The 22,569-nt window shown below is 47.1% G+C and carries 17 protein-coding genes; 6 read left to right on the plus strand and 11 right to left on the minus strand.

Translation table 11 applies throughout. The features are described from left to right. Positions 1–87: 87 nt before the first annotated feature. From ACO6V5_RS20160 to ACO6V5_RS20180, 5 genes are all read right to left on the minus strand, one after another. The gene (locus ACO6V5_RS20160) at positions 88–1,749 is read right to left on the minus strand and encodes an F-box/WD repeat-containing protein (protein ID WP_422135991.1); all 1,662 of its coding nucleotides are present in this window, start codon (positions 1,747–1,749) and stop codon (positions 88–90) included. A gap of 293 nt (positions 1,750–2,042) precedes the next feature. Then, complete coding sequence (locus tag ACO6V5_RS20165; protein WP_422412586.1) at positions 2,043–2,792, minus strand: SDR family NAD(P)-dependent oxidoreductase; 750 nt, start codon at positions 2,790–2,792, stop codon at positions 2,043–2,045. A 72-nt stretch (positions 2,793–2,864) separates the two neighbouring features. Beyond that, positions 2,865–4,526, minus strand: a complete 1,662-nt coding sequence (locus ACO6V5_RS20170) for an F-box/WD repeat-containing protein (protein ID WP_422412584.1) — start codon at positions 4,524–4,526, stop codon at positions 2,865–2,867. Between the two features lie 225 nt (positions 4,527–4,751). Further along, entirely contained in the window at positions 4,752–6,500 is a 1,749-nt protein-coding gene (locus tag ACO6V5_RS20175; protein WP_422412582.1) for an F-box/WD repeat-containing protein, read from the minus strand. Positions 6,501–6,783: 283 nt separating this feature from the next. After that, positions 6,784–8,574 (minus strand): F-box-like domain-containing protein, encoded by a 1,791-nt coding sequence (locus ACO6V5_RS20180; protein ID WP_422412580.1) that lies wholly within the window; start codon positions 8,572–8,574, stop codon positions 6,784–6,786. A 62-nt stretch (positions 8,575–8,636) separates the two neighbouring features. Between ACO6V5_RS20180 and ACO6V5_RS20185 the strand changes: the two genes are divergently transcribed. After that, a complete protein-coding gene (locus tag ACO6V5_RS20185) occupies positions 8,637–8,873 on the plus strand; it encodes a hypothetical protein (protein WP_422442025.1) in 237 nt (78 codons plus the stop codon). Positions 8,874–9,029: 156 nt separating this feature from the next. Here ACO6V5_RS20185 and ACO6V5_RS20190 read toward each other — a convergent pair whose 3' ends face one another. Beyond that, positions 9,030–10,817, minus strand: a complete 1,788-nt coding sequence (locus ACO6V5_RS20190) for an F-box/WD repeat-containing protein (protein WP_422442023.1) — start codon at positions 10,815–10,817, stop codon at positions 9,030–9,032. Between the two features lie 62 nt (positions 10,818–10,879). Between ACO6V5_RS20190 and ACO6V5_RS20195 the strand changes: the two genes are divergently transcribed. Further along, positions 10,880–11,200, plus strand: a complete 321-nt coding sequence (locus ACO6V5_RS20195) for a hypothetical protein (protein ID WP_422442022.1) — start codon at positions 10,880–10,882, stop codon at positions 11,198–11,200. A 156-nt stretch (positions 11,201–11,356) separates the two neighbouring features. Here ACO6V5_RS20195 and ACO6V5_RS20200 read toward each other — a convergent pair whose 3' ends face one another. Continuing rightward, positions 11,357–13,147, minus strand: a complete 1,791-nt coding sequence (locus tag ACO6V5_RS20200; protein WP_422414194.1) for an F-box/WD repeat-containing protein — start codon at positions 13,145–13,147, stop codon at positions 11,357–11,359. A 62-nt stretch (positions 13,148–13,209) separates the two neighbouring features. Here ACO6V5_RS20200 and ACO6V5_RS20205 point away from each other — a divergent pair, with 62 nt between their 5' ends. Beyond that, entirely contained in the window at positions 13,210–13,551 is a 342-nt protein-coding gene (locus ACO6V5_RS20205; protein WP_422442021.1) for a hypothetical protein, read from the plus strand. Between the two features lie 156 nt (positions 13,552–13,707). Here ACO6V5_RS20205 and ACO6V5_RS20210 read toward each other — a convergent pair whose 3' ends face one another. After that, entirely contained in the window at positions 13,708–15,495 is a 1,788-nt protein-coding gene (locus ACO6V5_RS20210) for an F-box/WD repeat-containing protein (RefSeq protein WP_422442020.1), read from the minus strand. A 214-nt stretch (positions 15,496–15,709) separates the two neighbouring features. Here ACO6V5_RS20210 and ACO6V5_RS20215 point away from each other — a divergent pair, with 214 nt between their 5' ends. Next, entirely contained in the window at positions 15,710–16,024 is a 315-nt protein-coding gene (locus tag ACO6V5_RS20215; protein WP_422492145.1) for a hypothetical protein, read from the plus strand. A gap of 83 nt (positions 16,025–16,107) precedes the next feature. Here the strand turns inward: ACO6V5_RS20215 and ACO6V5_RS20220 are convergent, their stop codons facing one another. Both ACO6V5_RS20220 and ACO6V5_RS20225 read right to left on the minus strand, forming a co-directional pair. Beyond that, positions 16,108–17,898 carry an F-box/WD repeat-containing protein gene (locus ACO6V5_RS20220; RefSeq protein WP_422413125.1) on the minus strand — a complete coding sequence of 597 codons (1,791 nt, stop codon included), beginning with the start codon at positions 17,896–17,898 and terminating at the stop codon, positions 16,108–16,110. Positions 17,899–18,099: 201 nt separating this feature from the next. Further along, positions 18,100–19,878 carry an F-box/WD repeat-containing protein gene (locus ACO6V5_RS20225; protein WP_422413127.1) on the minus strand — a complete coding sequence of 593 codons (1,779 nt, stop codon included), beginning with the start codon at positions 19,876–19,878 and terminating at the stop codon, positions 18,100–18,102. 129 nt (positions 19,879–20,007) lie between these two features. On the opposite strand from ACO6V5_RS20225, the gene ACO6V5_RS20230 reads away from it, so the two are divergent. Beyond that, positions 20,008–20,259: a hypothetical protein gene (locus tag ACO6V5_RS20230; protein WP_422413129.1), complete on the plus strand. Its 252-nt coding sequence runs from the start codon at positions 20,008–20,010 to the stop codon at positions 20,257–20,259. A gap of 129 nt (positions 20,260–20,388) precedes the next feature. Here the strand turns inward: ACO6V5_RS20230 and ACO6V5_RS20235 are convergent, their stop codons facing one another. Further along, positions 20,389–22,176, minus strand: a complete 1,788-nt coding sequence (locus ACO6V5_RS20235; protein ID WP_422135976.1) for an F-box protein — start codon at positions 22,174–22,176, stop codon at positions 20,389–20,391. A 129-nt stretch (positions 22,177–22,305) separates the two neighbouring features. On the opposite strand from ACO6V5_RS20235, the gene ACO6V5_RS20240 reads away from it, so the two are divergent. Further along, on the plus strand, positions 22,306–22,557 hold the full coding sequence (locus ACO6V5_RS20240; protein ID WP_422135975.1) for a hypothetical protein: 252 nt from the start codon (positions 22,306–22,308) through the stop codon (positions 22,555–22,557). The last annotated feature ends 12 nt before the right edge of the window (positions 22,558–22,569 follow it).

A 22,569-nucleotide genomic window follows, 5' to 3' on the forward strand; every position in this document is an offset into this window, starting at 1 on the left:
TATTCATCCTTGCCTGGAAAGGACATTCGAAATTGATTCGATCTATTAGAGTCGGTTTGGTTATGGAAGTTCAAAATATTGAACAGCTTATTCCTTCTTCCTTAGTTCAGTCATTTTCGTCGTGATATATTCATCGACGGTCAACACATGTCGGCTATCGGCGCTGATGATGGCGAATCTGAGCTTCTCCTTGTGTCGAATAGTGGCTTTTTTTACCCATGATCCATTGGCCCCTGGTCCATAAATTTTTGCCTTTTTGTCACCTATGGCGGTCGTTACGACATGGCAACCATCAGCACTAAAGGCGGCTGGTCGAACCCAGCCTTTGTGGGCAATGGTGGCTTTTTTTTTCCATGATCCGGAGATCTCCCGGCCATAGATTTTTGCCCTGTGATCTTTACTGGTGGTCACCAGGTGGCGGCCATCGGGACTAAAGTTAGCTGAGATGACTGATTGTTTGTGTTTAATGGTGGCCTCTTTTACCCACGACCCGGGGGTCTCTTGACCATAGATTTTTGCCGTACCATCTTCACTGGCGGTCACCAGATAGCTGCCATCTGTGCTGAAGGTGGCTGAGTAGACCACATCATCATGAGAAATTTTGACTATCTCTTTCCATGATCCATCGGCCTGCAGGGCACAGATTTTGGCCGAACAATCTTCACTGGCGGTTACCAGATGACGTTCATCGCCGCTGAAGGTGGCTGAGTAGACAATACCCTCATGAGTAATGGTGCCTTTTACTTTCCATGATCCATCTTCCTCCTGACCATAGACTGTGGCATTTCTATCAAAACCGTCGACCAGCAAATGACGGCAATCGGCGCTCAAGCTGGCTGAGGTAACCGGACCATTATGTTTGATAGTGGCTATTTCTTCCCATGATCCATCGGTCTTCAGACCATAAATTTTCATCGTCTCATCCATACTGGCAGTCACCAGATGGCGGCCATCAGCACTGAAGTTGGCCGATCTGGCCGAAAATTTATGGGAAATGATGGTCTTTACTTCCCATAAGCCATCGTCTCCCAGACCACAGATTCTCGATGTGCGATCATAACTGGCGGTCACCAGATGCCTGCTATCTGGACTGAAGGAGGCTGATCTGACCCAATTCTCATGGGAAATGGTGGCTTTTGTTTTCCATGATCCATCGGTCTTGCGGCCATAGATTCTCACCTTACCCATACTGGCGGTTACCAAGTGGCAACCATCGGGACTGAAGGCGGTTGTGGTGATCTGGTAATTAAGGTTATTTTTTTTTCTGGTCACCCTGTGAAATTTTTCACATTGAGACATCAGCTTACTGTTGATGAAAAGTAACTGAGCAGGAAAATAACTGCTCTTTCGTTGTTTTATGAGTGACTTGACCGTGCCTTTATTCGCTAATGGCTGCAACCAATTACTGAGTTGTTTCTTATCTTTTGCTGTAACGATAGTCTTTAGTTGATATTGGTGTGCTGAAGGAAACCGGCGAATCCATGCTCTTTCCAGAGCCTTATTATTTTCAACATGATCACGAAGATATTTGCATACCCTTACTAAACGGGTAATCTCTCGAAGACCCAAATAGCGAATGATCATAGATTTTGTTTCGTCGGGCAAACGGAAGAATGAAGATTGATTTTGGTTATATACAGCAACGTCCCTGTCGGCACTGACACCTGTCGGTGCTCCCTCCAGTCGAGGTCTCTTGGGTGTTGGCGAGAGTGAACCGTCATTGCTGGAAGAGTTGTTCAAAGGGTTCATGCCGGGCTTCTCCAGAGCTCCAATGTCAGTATTTATCCTTGCTTAAAAAGGTCATTCAAAATGGATTCGATCAGTTAGAGTCGGTTTTATAATGAAAGTTCAAAATACTGAGGTCAGTGTAACCAAGAAAAAAAAAGCCCTGATCCGGGAAAATGGCAGGAAGAAATTTTTTTATTAAGAGCCCGGTGCAAAAATTGCCACCGGGCTTTCGATATAACGCTATTTTTTAATTGGTTCTCACCAAAATTAAGCTTAATTACTGTTCATTTAGAAACAGTCCGTGCAAGAAACTATTATTCACTTTGCGCGGTCATTTCAGCAAAAAAAGCTTCTAATTTTTGAGGTTTATCTAAAAAGATAGAATACATTTGATTGGCAAAATCATCAGGAAATACATCACTAACCCCGGCATCTAAACTTTCGAATGTTCTGATTGCCACCTCTTCAGGAGCAGGTTTATCCATCTCAATGCCTTCAGCCAGGCGAGTGTCCGTTGGGCCGGGATAGACCCCTAAAACCCGTATCCCAAACCCGCTTAAATCTGCTCGCAACCCCTGAGTGTAAGAATGCAATGCTGCTTTTGTTGCTGAATAAGGCCCTAAAGATGGGAAATTACTTATGGCAGCAATGGACGAAATATTAATTATGGCCGCTTGATTAGACGCTTTTAATTTCGGCAGTAAAGCATGGGTCAGCGCCATTGGACCCAATAAATTTACTTCCATTTCTTTGCGTGCCACCTCAAGGGCTCCGGGCTCGGTGGTGTGGATTCCTGTGGCAATCCCCGCATTGTTAATAAGAATATCCAGCTCTGGTACGGATTCCCTCACGTTGGTCACATGCGCGTTATTCGTTACATCCAACTGGATGGGCTTAATCACCCGGGGGTCAAGGGCAATGACTGACGGCAAATTATCCAGATCACGAGCAGCGGCGTAAATGGATTTAGCGCCCTGTGCCAATAAAATCTTTACAAAACCTTCTCCAATCCCTCGATTGGCACCTGTTACCAACACGACTTTATTTTTAACTGAAAACGACATAAGACTCTCCTTAACGGTAAAGAATGGGCGACTTTGCAGCGGCAGAATGACCCCTTCAGGCTGATTCGATAATCAATTGCTCCCACGTAGTTCAGTGATTCTAGCCGTGTAATCTTCACTGGCGGTCACTATATATCGGCCATCGGTGCTGAAGGTGGCTGAGGTAATCGGCCTCTTGTGAGAAATGATGGCTTTTATTACCCATGATCCATTGTGTCCCAGACCATAAATTTTCGCCTTTTTGTCGCAACTCGCGGTCACCACGAGGCACCCATCGGGGCTGAAGGTGGCTGACAGGACCCAATCGTCGTGGGTGATGGTAAGTTTTTCTACCCATGACCCATCGGCCCGGAGGCCATAGATTTTCGACGTATTGTCAGCACTGGTGGTCACCACATGGCGGCCATCGGCGCTGAAGTTGGCTGAAGTGGCTGCCCTGATGTGGTTAATGGTGGCTTCTTTTTCCCATGATCCAGAGGCCTTCAGACCATAGATTGTTGCCGTGTTATCTTTACTGGCAGTGACTACATGGAGGCCATCGAGGCTGAAGGAGGCTGAGTAGACTGCACCCTCATGACTAATGGTGGCTTTTTCTTCCCATGAACTATCGTCCTGGAGGCCGTAGATTTTTGCCGTGTGATCTTCACCCGCAGTCACTACATATCGGCCATCGGCGCTGAAACTGGCTGAGAAGACTTTATCCTCATGGGCGATGGTGGTCTTTTCTTCCCATGACCCATTAGCTTTCCGGACATAGATTTTTGCCATGTGATCGATACTTGCGGTCAGGACATGACGGCCATCGCAGCTGAAGCTGGCTGATTTGACCGGACCATCATGTTGAATGGTGGCTTTTATTGACCATGATCCATCGTCGTCCCGACCACAGATTTTTGCCGTGTGATCGTGACTGGCAGTCACCACGTGGCTGCCATCAGCACTGAAGCTCGATGTGTTGATCCAACTATTATGGGAAATGGTGGTTTCTACTTCCCATGAGCCATCATCTCTTTCACTACAGATTTTCGCTGTGTGATCACGGCTGGCGGTCACCAATTGACGGCCATCGGCACTAAAGGTGGCTGATATGACCCAACAATTATGGGAAATGGTCGTTTTTTCTTTCCATGATCCATCGGCCTCCCGGGCACAGATTTTCACATTACTATCCAAACTGGCGGTCACTAGATAGCGGTTATCGGTGCTTAGAGTAGCTGTCTCCACATCGTGACGATGGATAATGGTTGCTTTTTTCACCAGGTGGAATTTTTTACACTGAGACATCAGTTTACTCTTGTTAAAAAGGACCAGAGCATGAAAATAAGCGCTATCTCGATGTTTTACGAGTGACTCGACAGTGTCTTCATTCGCAGACGGCTTCAGCCAGTCACGGAGTTGTTGCTCATCTTTTGCCGTAACGAGGGTCTTTAGTTGATATTGGTATGGTGAAGGAAATCGGCGAATCCATGCTCTTTCCAGAGCTTTATCGTTTTCAACAAGATCGCGAAGATATTTGCATACCGTTACTAAACGGGTAATCTCTCGAAGACCCAAATAGCGAATAACCATAGATTTTGTTTCGTTGGGCAAACAGAAGAATAAAGATTGATTTTGGTCATATACAGTAACGTCCCTTCCTGCACTGACACCCATTGGTGCTTCCTCCGGTTCGGAATGCCTGGGTGTTGGCGGGTTTGAAACGTCGGTGCTTAAATGGCTGTTCATTGGGTCCATGCCCGATTCCTCAACGGCTTCAAAGTCAATATTTATCCTCCCATAGAAAAGGAGGCTCAAAATGGATCAGGTCTGTTAGAGTCGGTTTTGAAATGGAAGTTCAAAATATTGAAGTCAGTGGAATTAAGAAAAAGAAGAGTCCTGGTCCGGGAAAATTCATTCCTGCAAAAAGCATTTCTGTCTGATAGCCGTCTGCAGTCAATGGGTTTTACACTCATTAGCTCATCAAAGTTTCTGCAGTTCAGTGATTCTTACCTTGTGATCATTACTGATGGTCAACACATGTCGGCCATCGGGGCTGAAGGTAGCTGAGGAGATGCTCTCCTCGTGAGAAATGATGGCTTTTTTTAGCCATGTTCCCTCGGGACCCAGACCATAAATTTTTGCCGTTTTGTCATTATCGGCCCACGTCACCAGATGGGTACCATCAGGACTGAAGGTGGCTTCTGAGAAATGACCTTTGTGGCAAATGACGGTTTCTTTCTTCCATGATCCATCTTCCCCCAGGCCATAGATTATTACCTTGTTATCAGTGCCGTTGATCGCCAGATGCTGGCCATCGGGGCTAAGGGTGGCTGAGTGGATGCCCTTCTTGTGAGAAATGGTGGCATTTTTCACCCATGATCCAGCCGCCTTATGGCTATGGGCTTTTGCCGAGTTATCTTCACTGGCGCTTACCAGATGGCGGCTATCGGCGATGAAGCTGGCTGAGTAGATCGCATTATCATGAAAAATTCTGACTTTTCTTTGGGTGATGGTCACCAAATAGCAGCTATCGTGGCTTAATATGGTTGAGAAGACAGTATCGTCATGAGCAATTGTGGCTGTTTCTCTCCATGACCCATCGTCCTGCAGGTCACAGATTTTTGCCGTGCGATCATCAGCGGTGGTGACCAGACGGCGGTTATCGGCGCTGAAGGTGGCTGAGAAGATCTTACCCTCATGGGTAATGGTGGCTTTTACATCCCAGGATCCATCGTCCTCCAGACCATAGATTGTCACTGTGTTATATGAACTGGCGATCAACAAATGACGACTGTCTGAGCTGAAGCTGAACGAAATGATCGTATCATCATGCTTATAAGCGGCTTTTTCTTTCCATAATCCATCGGTCTCCTGACCATGGATTTTCACCAAATTATACTGACTGATGGTCAACAGATAGCGGCCATCGGGGCTGAAGGTGGCTGAAATGATACCACCCTCTTGGGTGGTGGTAGCTTTTACTTCCCATGATCCATCTTTCTCCTGAGCATGGATTTTCGCAGTCTCAGAGTTATCTCCATCGGAAGTCAGAAGATAACAGGTATCAGAGCTGAAGCTGGCCGCAAAGACTGGACCATCAAGGTTAATAGTGTCTTTTGCTTCCCATGATCCATCGGTCTTCCGGTCACAGATTGTCAACGAACCATCGTTACTGGTCATGATAAAGCTGGCATCAGCGCTGAAGCTGGCTGTGTAGACCTCGTCAAAATGGGAGATTTCGTTTTTTTTCACTAACTTGAATTGTTCACAGTCAGACATCAGACTGCTGTTGTTAAAAAGAAGCAGAGCAGGAAAATAAGTACTCAGTCGTTGTTTTACCATTGACTCGACAGTGCCCTGAGGTGCAAAAGGACTCAACCAGTCACGGAGTTGTTGCTCATCTTTTGACTTAACGATGGTCTTTAGTTGATTTTGGTGTGGTGAAGAAAATCGGCGATACCAGGCTTTTTCCAGAAGTTTATGGTTTTCAACAAGATCGCAAAAATATCTGCATACCTCTTTTAGGCGGGTAATCTCTCGAAAGCCCAGGTAGCCGATAATCATAGTTTTTTTTTCGTCGGGCAAACAGAAGAATAAAGATTGATTTTGGTCATATACAGTAACGTCCCTGCCTGCACTGACACCCGTTGGTGCTTCCTCCGGTAAAGGTTGCCCGGGTGTTGGCGGGTTTGAAACGCCGATGCTGGAATGGCTGTTCATGGGATCCATACCCGATTCCTCCCTGGTTCCAGAGTCATTATTTATCCTTGCATAGAAAAAGACATTCAAAATACATTCGATATTTAGAGTTGGTTTTGTAGTGGGAGTTCATAACATTGAGGTCAGTGAAACTAAGAAAACCTGAGCTCAACGCAAACGAACAGGGTCTTGATCACGGGAAATGATAGAAAGAAATTTTTCCATTGAGAGCCCAGTGAAAAAATTGCCAGAGGGCTTTTCATATAACGCTGTTTGCTGATCGGTTCTGAGAAAAAATACATTCATTCGATTATCAATCGTTCTTCCATAGTTCAGTGATTCTCACCTTGTGATCTTTGCTGGCGGTCACCAGGTGTCGGCCATCGGCGCAGAAGGTGGCTGAGATGACTGCACTGTTGTGTACAACGGTGGTTTTTTTTACCCATGTTCCGTCCTTCCCCAGACCATAAATTTGCGCCGTGTTATCCTCACTGGCGGTCACCACAAGGCATCCATCGGCACTGAAAGTGGCTGATCGGATCCAACCTTCGTGGACAATGGTGGTTTTTTTTACCCACAATCCACCGGCCCCAAGGCCATAGATTTTCGCCGTTTTATCACCACTGGCGGTCACTAAATGGCGGCCATCGGCGCTGAACCTGGTTGCGGTGATACTCGCATTGTGTTTAATGGTGGTTTCTATTACCCATGATCCAGGGGTCTCCTGACCATAGACTTTCGCCTTGTTATCTTCACTTCTGATAATCAGATAGCGGCCATCGGCACTGAACTCGACTGAGTAGATAAAACCATCATGAGAAATGCTGGTTATTTCTTTCCATGATCCATCATCCTGCAGGTCACATATTTTCGTTGTATTATCAAAACTGACGGTTGCAAGATGGCGGCAATCGTCGCTGAAGGCGTGTGAGTGGACAAAATTATTATGGTTAATGGTGGCTTTGACTTCCCATGACCCAATGGCCTGCTGGCCGCAGATTTTCATAGTGTTATGTCCAACGCGTATCAACGCATGACGGCCATCGGAGCTGAGGCGGGCCCAATCGACACTACCCGGATCAGTAATGGTGGCTTTTGCTTGCAATGAGCCATCGTCCTCCTGACCATAGATTGTCGCAACGTCAGATGTATTGACAACCAACAGATGACGGCCATCGGCACTGAAGCTGGCCCACTTGATCGAAGTATCACAGTTAATAATGTATTTTGCTTCCCATGATCCATCGGTCTTCTGGCCATAGACTTTCAGCGTATTATCGAAACTGGCGGTCAACACATGGCGACCATCAGCACTGAAAGTGGCTGAAATGACGGAATTATTATGGGAAATGTTGGCTTTTGCTTCCCATGATCCATCCTCCTTCGTACCATAGATTTCCACCCTCAAACGACTGACGACCAACACATGCCGGTTATCGGCGCTGAAAAAGGCTTCATAGATCCAACCATTCCTGGGAATGGAGGCTTTTACTTTCCATGATCCATCGGTCTCCTGACTACAGATCTTCACTGTGTTATCCAAACTGACGGTCACTAAGTGGCGGCTATCGGCGCTTAAGGTGACTACAAAGATATCATTAGGATGGGTAATTTCGGTCTTTGTCTGTAAGTTAAATGTTTCACATTGAGACATCAGTTTACTGTTATTGAAAAGGAGCAGAGCAGGAAAAGAAGTACTCTTTTGTTGTTTTACGAGTGATTCGACAGTGTCCTTATTCGCAAACGGTTTCAACCAGTCACAGAGTTGCTGCTCATTTTTTGCGGTAGCGATGTTCTCCAGTTGATATTGGTGTGGTGAAGGAAACCGGCGATACCAGGCTCTTTCCAGAGCGTTATGGTTTTCAACAAGATCGCGAAGGTATCTGCATACCTTTGCTAAACGGGTAATCTCCCGAAAACCCAGATAGCGAATGATCATGGTTTTTGATTCGTCGGGCAAAGAGAAGAATGAAGACTGATTTTGGTTATACACACTAACGTCCCTGCCTGCGCTGACACCCGTTGGCGCTTGCTCGAGTCGAGACTGCTCAGTTGTTGGCGAGAGTAAACCGTCATTGCTGGAACGTTGGTTCAAAGGGATCAAGAGCAGCTCCTCCAGAGCTTTAGAGTTAATATTTATCCCCGCATAGAAAAAGGATATTTAAAATGAATAAGTCTGGTTCCCATGCTTTCAGGTCCTGTGGGACTCAGCGTGGGAACGAGTTGACTACCGTCATTCCCGGCTTCATTCTCGTCATTCCCGCGAAGGCGGGAATCCACACTGACTCTCCACCAGAACCCTACTGCCCGGTGTCCCCCTGGCCTTGTTATCCCCGAGAAGGCAGAGATCCACCGTTGGCGCTGGATTCCCGCCTTCGCGGGAATGACGACTTCAGAGCGTGAGAACGAGCTGTTGAAGTTTTGCGACACCCTCAGAGCGTGGGAACGAGTTGTTAAATTGATTCGATCTGTTTGACTCGGTTTTGTCATGGAAGTTCAATCTATTGATATAACGCTGTTTGCTAATCGGTTCAGAGTAAAAATACGTTCATCCGATCATCAATCGTTCTTCCATAGTTCAGTGATTCTCACCTTGTGATCTTCACTGGTGGTCACCAGATGTCGGCCATCGACGCCGAAGGTGGCTGAGATGACGGCTTTATCGTGTACGACGGTGGCTTTTTTTACCCAAGACCCATCCTTCCCCAGACCATAAATTTGCGCGGTGTTATCGTCACAGGCGGTCACCACAAGGCAACCATCGGCACTGAAGGTGGCTGATCGGACCCTATCTTTGTGGGCTATGGTGGCTTTTTTTACCCAGGATCCACCGGCCTCAAGTCCATAGATTTTCGCTGTTTTATCAAAACTGGCGGTCACTAAATGGCGGCCATCGGCACTGAACCCTGCTGACGTGATATGATCATTGTGTTCAATGGTGGCTTTTTTTGCCCATGATCCGGGGTTCTCCTGACTATAGACTTGCGCCGTATTATCATCTCTTCCGGTCACCAGATGGCAACCATCGGCGCTGAACTTGACAGAGTAGAAAAAAATATCATGAGAAATCGTGGTTATTTCTTTCCATGATCCATCGTCCAGCAGGCCACATATTTTCGTTGTATTATCGGAACTGACGGTTGCAAGATGGCGGCAATCGTCGCTGAAGGTGTGTGAGTGGACAAAATTATTATGGTTAATGGTGGCTTTGACTTCCCATGACCCAATGGCCTCCTGACCGCAGATTTTCATAGTGTTGTGTCCAACGCATATCAAAGCATGACAACCATCGGAGCTGAGGCAGGCCCAATCGACACTACCCAGATCAGTAATGGTGGCTTTTGCTTGCAATGAGCCATCGTCCTCCAGACCATAGATAGTCGCAACGTCAGGTGTATTGACAACCAGCAGATGACAGCCATTGGCGCTGAAGCTGGCCAATCTGATCGGAGTATCACAGTTAATAATGTGTTTTACTTCCCATGATCCATCGGTCTTCTGGCCATAGACTTTCAGCGTATCGGAAATGGCGGTCAACGCATGGTGACCATCAGTACTGAAGGTGGCTGAGAAGACCCAAAAATTATGGGCAATGGTGGCTTTTGCTTCCCATGATCCATCCTCCTTCATACCATAGATTTCCACCCTGGAACGACTGACGGTCAACACATGTCGGTTATCGGTGCTGAAAAAGGCTTCATAGACCCAACCATTCGTGGGAGTGGAGGCTTTTACTTTCCATGATCCATCGGTCTCCTGACTACAGATCTTCACTGTACCATCTACACTGGTGGTCACTAAGTGGCGGCTATTGGCGCTTAAGGTGACTACAAAGATATCATCAGGATGGGTAATTTCGATCTTTGTCTGTAAGTTAAATGTTTCACATTGAGACATCAGTTTACTGTTATTGAAAAGGAGCAGAGCAGGAAAAGAAGTACTCTTTTGTTGTTTTACGAGTGATTCGACAGTGTCCTTATTCGCAAACGGTTTCAACCAGTCACAGAGTTGCTGCTCATTTTTTGCGGTAGCGATGTTCTCCAGTTGATATTGGTGTGGTGAAGGAAACCGGCGATACCAGGCTCTTTCCAGAGCGTTATGGTTTTCAACAAGATCGCGAAGGTATCTGCATACCTTTGCTAAACGGGTAATCTCCCGAAAACCCAGATAGCGAATAATCATGGTTTTTGATTCGTCGGGCAAAGAGAAGAATGAAGACTGATTTTGGTTATACACACTAACGTCCCTGCCTGCGCTGACACCCGTTGGCACTTGCTCGAGTCGAGACTGCTCAGTTGTTGGCGAGAGTAAACCGTCATTGCTGGAACTTTGGTTCAAAGGGATCAAGAGCAGCTCCTCCAGAGCTTTAGAGTTAATATTTATCCCCGCATAGAAAAAGGATATTTAAAATGAATAAGTCTGGTTCCCATGCTTTCAGGCCCTGTGGGTCTCAGCGTGGGAACGAGTTGACTACCGTCATTTCCGGCTTCATTTTCGTCATTCCCGGCTTCATTCTCGTCATTCCCGGCTTCATTCTCGTCATTTCCGGCTTCATTCTCGTCATTCCCGGCTTCATTCTCGTCATTCCCGCGAAGGCGGGAATCCACACTGACTCTCCACCAGAACCCTACTGCCCAGTGTCCCCCTGGCCTTGTCATCCCCGAGAAGGCAGAGATCCACCGTTGGCGCTGGATTCCCGCCTTCGCGGGAATGACGACTTCAGAGCGTGAGAACGAGCTGTTGAAGTTTTGCGACACCCTCAGAGCGTGGGAACGAGTTGTTAAATTGATTCGATCTGTTTGACTCGGTTTTGTCATGGAAGTTCAATCTATTGATATAACGCTGTTTGCTAATCGGTTCAGAGTAAAAATACGTTCATCCGATCATCAATTGTTTTTCCATAGTTCGGTGATTCTCATCTTGTGATCTTCACTGGTGGTCACCAGATGTCGGCCATCGACGCAGAAGGTGGCTGAGATGACGGCTTTATCGTGTACAACGGTGGTTTTTTTTACCCATAATCCATCCTTCCCCAGACCATAAATTTGCGCGGTGTTATCGTCACAGGCGGTCACCACAAGGCAACCATCGGCACTGAAGGTGGCTGATCGGACCCTGTTTTTGTGGGCTATGGTGGCTTTTTTTACCCAGGATCCACCGGCCTCAAGTCCATAGACTTTCGCTGTTTTATCATAACTGGCAGTCACTAAATGGCGGCCATCGGCACTGAACCTGGCTGATATGATATCCCCATTGTGTTTAATGGTTGCTTTTTTTACCCATGATCCAGGGGTCTCCTGACCATAGACTTGCGCAGTATTATCATAACTTCCGGTCACCAGATGGCGACTATCGGCGCTGAACTTGACAGAGTAGAAATTATTATCATGAGAAATCGTGGTTATTTCTTTCCATGATCCATCGTCCTGCAGGTCACATATTTTCGTTTCATTATCGAAACTGACGGTTGCAAGATGGCGACAATCGTCGCTGAAGAAGTGTGAGTGGACAAAATGATTATGGTTAATGGTGGCTTTGACTTCCCATGACCCAATGGCCTCCTGACTGCAGATTTTCATAGTGTTATGTCCAACGCGTATCAACGCATGACGGCCATCGGGGCTGAGGCTGGCCCAATTGACACCACTCGGATCAGTAATGGTGGCTTTTGCCTGCAATGATCCATCGTCCTCCTGACCGTAGATTGTCGCAACGTCTGATATATTGATAACCAACAGACGACAGCCATCGGCGCTGAAGCTGGCCAATCTGATCGGAGTATCACAGTGAATAATGTATTTTGCTTCCCATGATCCATCGGTCTTCTGGCCATAGACTTTCAGCGTATCATCCAAACTGGCGGTCAACGCATAGCGACCACCATCACTGAATGCGGCTGAAAGGATCATACGATTATGGGGAATGGTGGCTTTTGCTCCCCATGATCCATCCTCCTTCGTACCATAGATTTCCGCCCTGAAACGACTGATGACCAACACATGGCGGTTATCGGTGCTGAAAAAGGCTTCATAGACCCAACTATTCCTGGGAATGGAGGCTTTTACTTTCCATGATCCATCGGTCTCCTGACTACAGATCTTCACTGTGTTATCCACACTGGCGGTCACTAAGTTACGGCCATCGGCGCTTAAGGTGACGACTGAGATCTTGCTGGGATGAGTAATTTCGTTTTTTGCCTCTAAGTTAAATGTTTCACATTGAGACATCAGTTTACTGTTATTGAAAAGGAGCAGAGCAGGAAAATAAGTACTCAGTCGTTGTTTTACGAGTGACTCGACAGTGTCTTTATTCGCAAACGGCTTCAACCAATCACGGAGTTGCTGCTCATCTTTTGTGGTAACGATGGTCTTTAGTTGATATTGGTGTGGTGAAGGAAACCGGCGATACCATGCTCTTTCCATAGATTTATCATTTTTAACAAGATCACGAAGATATTTGCATACCTTTGCTAAACGGGTAATCTCCCGAAAACCCACATAGCGAATAATCATGGCTTTTGATTCGTCGGGCAAAGAGAAGAATGAAGACTGATTTTGGTTATACACACTAACGTCCCTGCTTGCGCTGACACCCGTTGGCGCTAGCTCGAGTCGAGACTGCTCAGTTGTTGGCGAGAGTAAACCGTCATTGCTGGAACTTTGGTTCAAAGGGATCAAGAGCAGCTCCTCCAGAGCTTTAGAGTTAATATTTATCCCCGCATAGAAAAAGGATATTTAAAATGAATAAGTCTGGTTCCCATGCTTTCAGGCCCTGTGGGTCTCAGCGTGGGAACGAGTTGACTACCGTCATTCCCGGCTTCATTTTCGTCATTCCCGGCTTCATTCTCGTCATTCCCGGCTTCATTCTCGTCATTCCCGGCTTCATTCTCGTCATTTCCGGCTTCATTCTCGTCATTCCCGGCTTCATTCTCGTCATTCCCGCGAAGGCGGGAATCCACACTGACTCTCCACCAGAACCCTACTGCCCAGTGTCCCCCTGGTCTTGTCATCCCCGAGAAGGCAGAGATCCACCGTTGGCGCTGGATTCCCGCCTTCGCGGGAATGACGACTTCAGAGCGTGAGAACGAGCTGTTGAAGTTTTGCGACACCCTCAGAGCGTGGGAACGAGTTGTTAAATTGATTCGATCTGTTTGACTCGGTTTTGTCATGGAAGTTCAATCTATTGATATAACGCTGTTTGCTAATCGGTTCAGAGTAAAAATACGTTCATCCGATCATCAATCGTTCTTCGATAGCTCAGTGATTCTCACCTTGTGATCTTCAGTGGCAGTCACCAGGTGTCGGCCATCGACGCAGAAGGTGGCTGAGATGACGGCTTTATCGTGTACAACGGTGGTTTTTTTTACCCATAATCCATCCTTCCCCAGACCATAAATTTGCGCGGTGTTATCGTCACAGGCGGTCACCACAAGGCAACCATCGGCACTGAAGGTGGCTGATCGGACCCTATCTTTGTGGGCTATGGTGGCTTTTTTTACCCAGGATCCACCGGCCTCAAGTCCATAGATTTTCGCTGTTTTATCAAAACTGGCGGTCACTAAATGGCGGCCATCGGCACTGAACCCGGCTGACGTGATATGATCATTGTGTTCAATGGTGGCTTTTTTTGCCCATGATCCGGGGTTCTCCTGACTATAGACTTGCGCCGTATTATCATCTCTTCCGGTCACCAGATGACGACCATCGGCGCTGAACTTGACAGAGTAGAAAAAAATATCATGAGAAATCGTGGTTATTTCTTTCCATGATCCATCGTCCAGCAGGTCACATATTTTCGTTGTATTATCGGAACTGACGGTTGCAAGATGGCGGCAATCGTCGCTGAAGATGTGTGAGTGGACAAAATGATTATGGTTAATGGTGGCTTTGACTTCCCATGACCCAATGGCCTCCTGACCGCAGATTTTCAAAGTTTCATGTCCAATGCGGATCAGCGCATAACGGCCATCAGAGCTGAGGCAGGCCCAATTGACACCACCCGGATCAGTAATGGTGGCTTTTGCTTGCAATGATCCATCGACCTCCAGACCATAGATTGTCGCAACGTCAGATGTATTGACAACCAGCAGATGACAGCCATTGGCGCTGAAGCTGGCCAATCTGATCGGAGTATCACAGTTAATAATGTGTTTTGCTTCCCATGATCCATCGGTCTTCTGGCCATAGACTTTCAGCGTACCGGAACTGGCGGTCAACGCGTGGTGACCATCAGCACTGAAGGTGGCTGAGAAGACCAAAAAATTATGGGTAATGGTGGCTTTTGCTTCCCATGATCCATCCTCCTTCATACCATAGATTTCCACCCTGAAACGACTGATGACCAACACATGGCGGTTATCGGTGCTGAAAAAGGCTTCATAGACCCAACTATTTCTGGGAATGGAGGCTTTTACTTTCCATGATCCATCGGTCTCCTGACTACAGATCTTCACTGTGTTATCCACACTGGCGGTCACTAAGTTACGGCCATCGGCGCTTAAGGAGACGACTGAGATCTTGCTGGGATGAGTAATTTCGTTTTTTGCCTCTAAGTTAAATGTTTCACATTGAGACATCAGTTTACTGTTATTGAAAAGGAGCAGAGCAGGAAAAGAAGTACTCTTTTGTTGTTTTACGAGTGATTCGACAGTGTCCTTATTCGCAAACGGTTTCAACCAGTCACAGAGTTGTTGCTCATTTTTTGCGGTAGCGATGTTCTCCAGTTGATATTGGTGTGGTGAAGGAAACCGGCGATACCAGGCTCTTTCCAGAGCGTTATGGTTTTCAACAAGATCGCGAAGGTATCTGCATACCTTTGCTAAACGGGTAATCTCCCGAAAACCCAGATAGCGAATAATCATGGTTTTTGATTCGTCGGGCAAAGAGAAGAATGAAGATTGATTTTGGTTATATGCAGTAACATCGCTGCCTGCAAGGGTGCCCGTTGGCGCTTGCTCGAGTCCAGGCTGTTTGGGTGTTGGTGAGAGTGAACCGTCATTGCTGGAATTATTGTTCAAAGGGGTCATGTGCAGCTCCTCCAGAGCTTCAGAGTCAATATTTATCCGCGCGTAGAAAAGGACATTCGAAATGGATAACTCTGGTTTCCATGCTTTCAGGCCCAGTGGGTCCCCGTGCGGAAATCCATACCTATCTCACGCTGTAGAGTCCGCTTTTCAGGGAAGGTATGCATTCCCACGCAGAGCGAGGGTGTCGCAAAACTCTCTCCGGCGTGGGAACGCGTTGACTCCCGTCATTGCCGGCTTCATTCTCGTCATTCCCGGCTTCATTCTCGTCATTCCCGGCTGCATTCTCGTCATTTCCGGCTTCATTCTCGTCATTCCCGCGAAGGCGGGAATCCACACTGACTCTCCACCAGAACCCTACTGCCCGGTGTCCCCCGGCCTTGTCATCCCCGAGAAGGCAGAGATCCACCGTTGGCGCTGGATTCCCGCCTTCGCGGGAATGACGAATTCAGAGCGTGAGAACGAGCTGTTGAAGTTTTGCGACACCCTCAGAGCGTGGGAACGAGTTGTTAAATTGATTCGATCTGTTTGACTCGGTTTTGTCATGGAAGTTCAATCTATTGATATAACGCTGTTTGCTAATCGGTTCAGAGTAAAAATACGTTCATCCGATCATCAATCGTTCTTCAATAGTTCAGTGATTCTCACCTTGTGATCTTTGCTGGCGGTCACCAGGTGTCGGCCATCGACGCAGAAGGTGGCTGAGATGACGGCTTTATCGTGTACAACGGTGGTTTTTTTTATCCATAATCCATCCTTCCCCAGACCATAAATTTGCGCGGTGTTATCCTCACTGGCGGTCACCACAAGGCAACCATCGGCGCTGAAAGTGGCGGATCGGACCTTATCTTTGTGGACTATGGTGGCTTTTTTTACCCAGGATCCATCGGCCTCATGGCCATAGATTTCCGCTGTTTTATCATAACTGGTGGTCACCAAATGGCGGCCATCGGCGCTGAACCCGGCTGACGTGATATGATCATTGTGTTCAATGGTGGCTTTTTTTGCCCATGATCCGGGGTTCTCCTGACTATAGACTTGCGCCGTTTTATCATCACCGATGGTCACCAGATGACGACCATCGGCGCTGAACTTGACAGAGTGGACAAAACGATCGTGATAAATCGTGGTTATTTCTTTCCATGATCCATCGTCCTGCAGGTCACATATTTTCGCTGTATTATCGAAACTGGCGGTTGCAAGATGGCGGCAATCGTCGCTGAAGGAGTGTGAGTGAACAAAATTATTATGGTTAATGGTGGCTTTGACTTCCCATGACCCAGTGGCTTCCTGACTGCAGATTTTCAAAGTTTCATGTCCAATGCGGATCAGCGCATAACGGCCATCAGAGCTGAGGCAGGCCCAATTGACACCATCCGGATCAGTAATGGTGGCTTTTGCTTGCAATGATCCATCGACCTCCAGATCATAGATTGTCGCAACGTCAGATGCATTGACAACCAACAGATGACGACCATCGGCGGTGAAGTTGGCCAACCTGATCGGAGTATCACAGTTAATAATGTATTTTGCTTCCCATGATCCATCGGTATTCTGGCCATAGATTTTCAGCGTATTATCCATACTGGCGGTCAACGCATGGCGACCATCAGCACTGAGTGCGGCTGAGAAGACCCAACCATTATGGGAAATGGTGGCTTTTGCTTCCCATGATCCATCCTCCCTCATACCATAGATCACCGCCTTGCGACGACTGATGACCAACAGATGGCGGCTATCGACGCTGAAAACGGCTTCTTTGATCCAACCATTACCGGAAGTGGAGGCTTTTACTTTCCATGATCCATCGCTCTCCTGGCTACAGATCTTCACTGTATTATCCAAACTGGCGGTCACCAGGTGGCGGCCATCGGCGCTTAAAGTGACTGCTAAGATTTTGCTGTGATGGGTAACTTCGTTTTTTGCCTCTAAGTTAAATGTTTCACATTGAGACATCAGTTTACTGTTGTTAAAAAGGAGCAGAGCAGGAAAACAAGTACTCTTTTGCTGTTTTACGAGTGACTCGACAGTGTCTTTATTCGCAAACGGCTTCAACCAGTCACGGAGTTGTTGCTCATCTTTTGTAGTAGCTATGGTCTTTAGTAGATGTTGGTGTGGGGAAGGAAACCGGCGATACCATTCTCTTTCCAGAGTTTTATGGTTTTCTAAAAGGTCGCAAAGATATTTGCATACCTTTGCTAAACGGGTAATCTCCCGGAAACCCAGATAGTGAATAATCCTGGTTTTTATTTCATCGGGCAAACGGAAGAATGAAGATTGATTTTGGTTATATGCAGTAACATCCCTGCCTGCAACGATGCCCGTTGGCGCTTGCTCGAGTCGCAACTGCACAGGTGTTGGTAAGAGTGAACCGTCATCGCCGGAATTATTGTTCAAAGGGGTCATGTGCAGCTCCTTAAGAGTCAATATTTATCGTCACATTGAAAATCAATAACTCTGGTTCCCATGCTTTCAGGCCCTGTGGGTCCCAGCGTGGGAATGAGTGATTCGATCTGTTTGACTCTGTTTTGTCATGAAAGTTCAAACTATTGATACAACAACACTGTTTGCTAATCGGTTCTGAGCAAAAATACGTTCATTCGTTCATCAATCGTTCTTCCATAGTTCAGTGATTCTCACCTTGTAATCTTCACTGGTGGTCACCAGGTGTCGGCCATCGGCGCAGAAGGTGACCGAGATGACTGCTCTGTCGTGTACAAGGGTGGCTTTTTTCACCCATGATCCATCCTTCCCAAGGCCATAAATTTGCGCCGTGTTATCCTTACTGGCGGTCACCACAAGGCAACCATCGGCACTGAAGGTGGCTGATCGGACCCAATCTTTGTGGACTATGGTGGCTTTTTTTACCCAGGATCCACCGGCTTCACGGCCATAGATTTTCGCTGTTTTATCATAACTGGCGGTCACCAAATGGCGGCTATCGGCGCTGAACCCGGTTGAGATGATCCTCTCATCGTGTTTAATGGTGGCTTCTTCTACCCATGATCCAGGGGTCTCCTGACCATAGATTTTCACAGTAATATCATCACTTCCGGTCATAAGACGGCGAGAATCAGCGCTGAACTTGAGAGAGTAGAAAAAATGATTATGAGAAACCGTGGTTATTTCTTTCCATGATCCATCATCCTGCAGGTCAAATATTTTCGCTGTATTATTGGAACTGGCGGTTGCAAGATGGCGGCAATCGTCGCTGAAGGAGTATGAGTTGGCAAAATTATTATGGTTAATGGTGGTTTTTACTTTCCATGACCCGGCCTCCCGACCGTAGATTTTCAAAGTGTTAGGTCTAAAGCGGATCAACGCATGGCGGCCATCGGAGCTGAGGCAAGCCCAATTGACACCACCCGGATCAGCAATGGTGGCTTTTGCTTCCAATGATCCATCGTTCTCCAGACCATAGAATGTCGCAACATCAGATGTATTGACAACCAACAGATGTCGGCCATCGGCGCTGAAACTGGCCAATCTGGTCGAAGCATCACAATTAACAATGTATTTTGCTTCCCATGATCCATCGATCTTCTGGCCATAGATTTTCAGCGTATTATCCAAACTGGCGATCACCACATGACGACCATCAGCACTGGTGATGGCTGAGATGATCCAGGGATTATGGGAAATGTTGGCTTTTGCTTCCCATGATCCATCCTCATTCATACCATAGATTCTTGCCCTGAGACGACTGACGACCAACACATGGCGGTTATCGGTACTGAAAATGGCTTTTTGGACCCAACCATTATCGGGAGTGGAGGCTTTTACTTTCCATGATCCATCGGTCTCCTGACTACAGATCTTCACTATACCATCCAAACAGACGGTCACTAAGTGGCGGCTATCGGCGCTTAAGGTGGCTATCAAGATATGGTAAGGATGGGTAATTTCGGTCTTTGTCACTAAGTTAAATGTTTCACATTGAGACATCAGTTTACTGTTGTTGAAAAGCAGCAGAGCAGGAAAATAAGTACTCTGTTGTTTTTTTACGAGTGACTCGACAGTGTCCTTATTCGCAAACGGCTTCAACCAATCACGGAGTTGTTGCTCATCTTTTGTCGTAGCGATGGTCTTTAATTGATGCAGGTGTGGTGAAGGAAACCTTTGATACCAGGCTCTTTCCAGAGCTTTATGGTTTTCAACAAGATCGCGAAAATATTTGCATACCTTTACTAAACGGGTAATGTCCCGAAAACCCAGATAGCGAATAATCATGGTTTTTGATTCGTCGGGCAAACAAAAGAATGCAGATTGATTTTGGTTATATGCAGTAACATCCCTGCCTGCAACCATGCCAGTTGGCGCCTGCTCGAGTCGAGGCTGCTCAGGTGTTGAACCGTCATTACCGGAATTATTGTTCAAAGGGGTCATGAGCAGCTCCTTCAGAGCTTCAGAGTCAGTATTTATCCTCACATAGAAAAGGACATACAAAATCGATAACTCTGGTTCCCATGCCGTGGGAACCCATACCTATCTCACGCTGTAGAGTCTGCTTTTCAGGTGTGGTATGCATTCCCACAGAGCGTGGGTGTCGCAAAACCTCTGGCTCCCATGCTCCAGCGTGGGAACGGATTGACTTCCGTCATTCCCGGCTTCGTTCTTGTCATTCCCGCGAAAGCGGGAATCCACACTGACTCACCACCAGAACCATACTGCCCGGTGCCCCCCTGGCCTTGTCATCCCCGAGAAGGCAGAGACCCACTGTTGGCGCTGGATTCCCGCCTTCGCGGGAATGACGACTTCAGAGCGTGAGAACGAGCTGTTGAAGTTTTGCGACACCCACAGAGCGTGGGAACGAGTGATTCGATCAGTTTGACTCGCTTTTGTCATGGAAGTTCAAACTATTGAGTGTTTGCTAATCGGTTCTGAGCAAAAAGACGTTCATTCGTAGATCAATCGCTCTTCTAGTTCAGTGATTCTTACCTTGTAATCTTCACTGGTGGTCACCACATGTCGGCCATCGACGCAGAAGATGGCTGATATGAGGGCTTTATCGTGTACAACGGTGGCTTTTTTTACCCATGATCCATCCTTGCTTAGACCATAAATTTGCGCGCTGTTATCCTCACTGGCGGTCACCACAAGGCAACCATCGGTACTGAAGGTGGCGGATCGGACCTTATCTTTGTGGGTTATGGTGGCTTTTTTTACCCAGGAACCACCGGCCTCATGGCCATAGATTTTCGCTGTTTCATCATGACTGGCGGTCACCAAATGGTGGCCATCGGCGCTGAACCCGGCTGAGGTGATAGCCCCATTGTGTTCAATGATGGCTTTTTTTACCCATGATCCAGGGGTTTCCTGACTATAGACTTGCGCCGTTTTATCATCACTTCTGGTCACCAGATGGCAACCATCGGTGCTGAACTTGACAGAGTGGACATAACTATCATGAGAAATCGTGGTTATTTCTTTCCATGATCCATCGTCCTGCAGGTCACATATTTTTGCTGTATTATCGAAACTGGCGGTTGCAAGATGGCGGCAATCTTCGCTGAAAGTGGTTGACCTGATTACATCATTATGGGTAATGATCGCTTTTACTTCCCATGACCCAGTGGCCTGCTGACCGTAGATTTTCAAAGTCTCATAATCAACGCGGATCAACAAATGACAGCCATCGGAGCTGAGGCGGGCCCGACTGACACTATTCGTATCAGTAATGCTGGCTTTTGCTTCCAATGATCCATCGTCCTGCAGACCATAGATAGTCGCAACATCAGATGAATTGACAACCAATAGACGACGGCCATGGGTGCTGAAGCTGGCAAACCTGATCGGATTATCAAAGTTAATAATGTATTTTGCTTCCCATGATCCATCATTCTTCTGGCCATAGGTTTTCAGCGTATTATCGAAACTGGCGGTGAATACATGGCGACCATCAGCACTGAATGCGGCTGAGATGACCCAACGATTATGGGAAATGGTGGCTTTTGCTTCCCATGATCCATCCTCATTCATACCGTAGATTCTTGCCCTGAGACGACTGACGACCAACGCATGGCGATTATCGGTGCTGAAAATGGCTTTTTTGACCTCATTATTGGGAGTTGAGGCTTTTACTTTCCACGATCCATCGGTCTCCTGGCTACAGATCTTCAATGTGTCATCCAAACTGGCGGTCACTAAGTGGCGGCAATCGGCGCTTAAGGTGGTTATAGAGATTTTGTCAGGATGGGTCATTTCGGTTTTTGTCTTTAAGTTAAATGTTTCACTTTGAGACATCAGTTTACTGTTGTTGAAAAAGAGCAGAGCTGGAAAATAAGTACTCTTTTGTTGTTTTACGAGTGACTCGACCGTGTCTTTATTCGCAAATGGCTTCAACCAGCCACGGAGTTGTTGCTCATCTTTTGCAGTAGCGATGGTCTTCAGTTGATATTGGTGTGGTGAAGGGAACCGTCGATACCAGGCTCTTTCCAGAGCTTTATGGTTTTCAACAAGATCGCGAAGATATTTGCATACCTTTGCTAAACGGGTAATCTCCCGAAAACCCAGATAGCGAATAATCATGGTTTTTGATTCGTCGGGCAAAGAAAAGAATGCAGATTGATTTTGGTTATATGCAGTAACATCCCTGCCTGCAATGATGCCCGTTGGTGCTTGCTCGAGTCGAGGCTGCTTAGGTGTTGAACCGTCATTACTGGAATTATTGTTCAAAGGGGTCATGAGCAGCTCCTCCAGAGCTTCAGAGTCAATATTTATCCGCGCGTAGAAAAAGACATTCAAAATCGATAACTCTGGTTCCCATGCCGTGGGAACCCATACCTATCTCACGCTGTAGAGTCTGCTTTTCAGGTGTGGTATGCATTCCCACAGAGCGTGGGTGTCGCAAAACCTCTGGCTCCCATGCTCCAGCGTGGGAACGGGTTGACTTCCGTCATTCCCGGCTTCATTCTCGTCATTCCCGCGAAAGCGGGAATCCACACTGACTCACCACCAGAACCATACTGCCCGGTGCCCCCTTGGCCTTGTCATCCCCGAGAAGGCAGAGACCCACTGTTGGCGCTGGATTCCCGCCTTCGCGGGAATGACGACTTCAGAGCGTGAGAACGAGCTGTT

The organism is Endozoicomonas sp. ALD068 (genome assembly GCF_049310145.1).
Lineage (GTDB): Bacteria > Pseudomonadota > Gammaproteobacteria > Pseudomonadales > Endozoicomonadaceae > Endozoicomonas_A.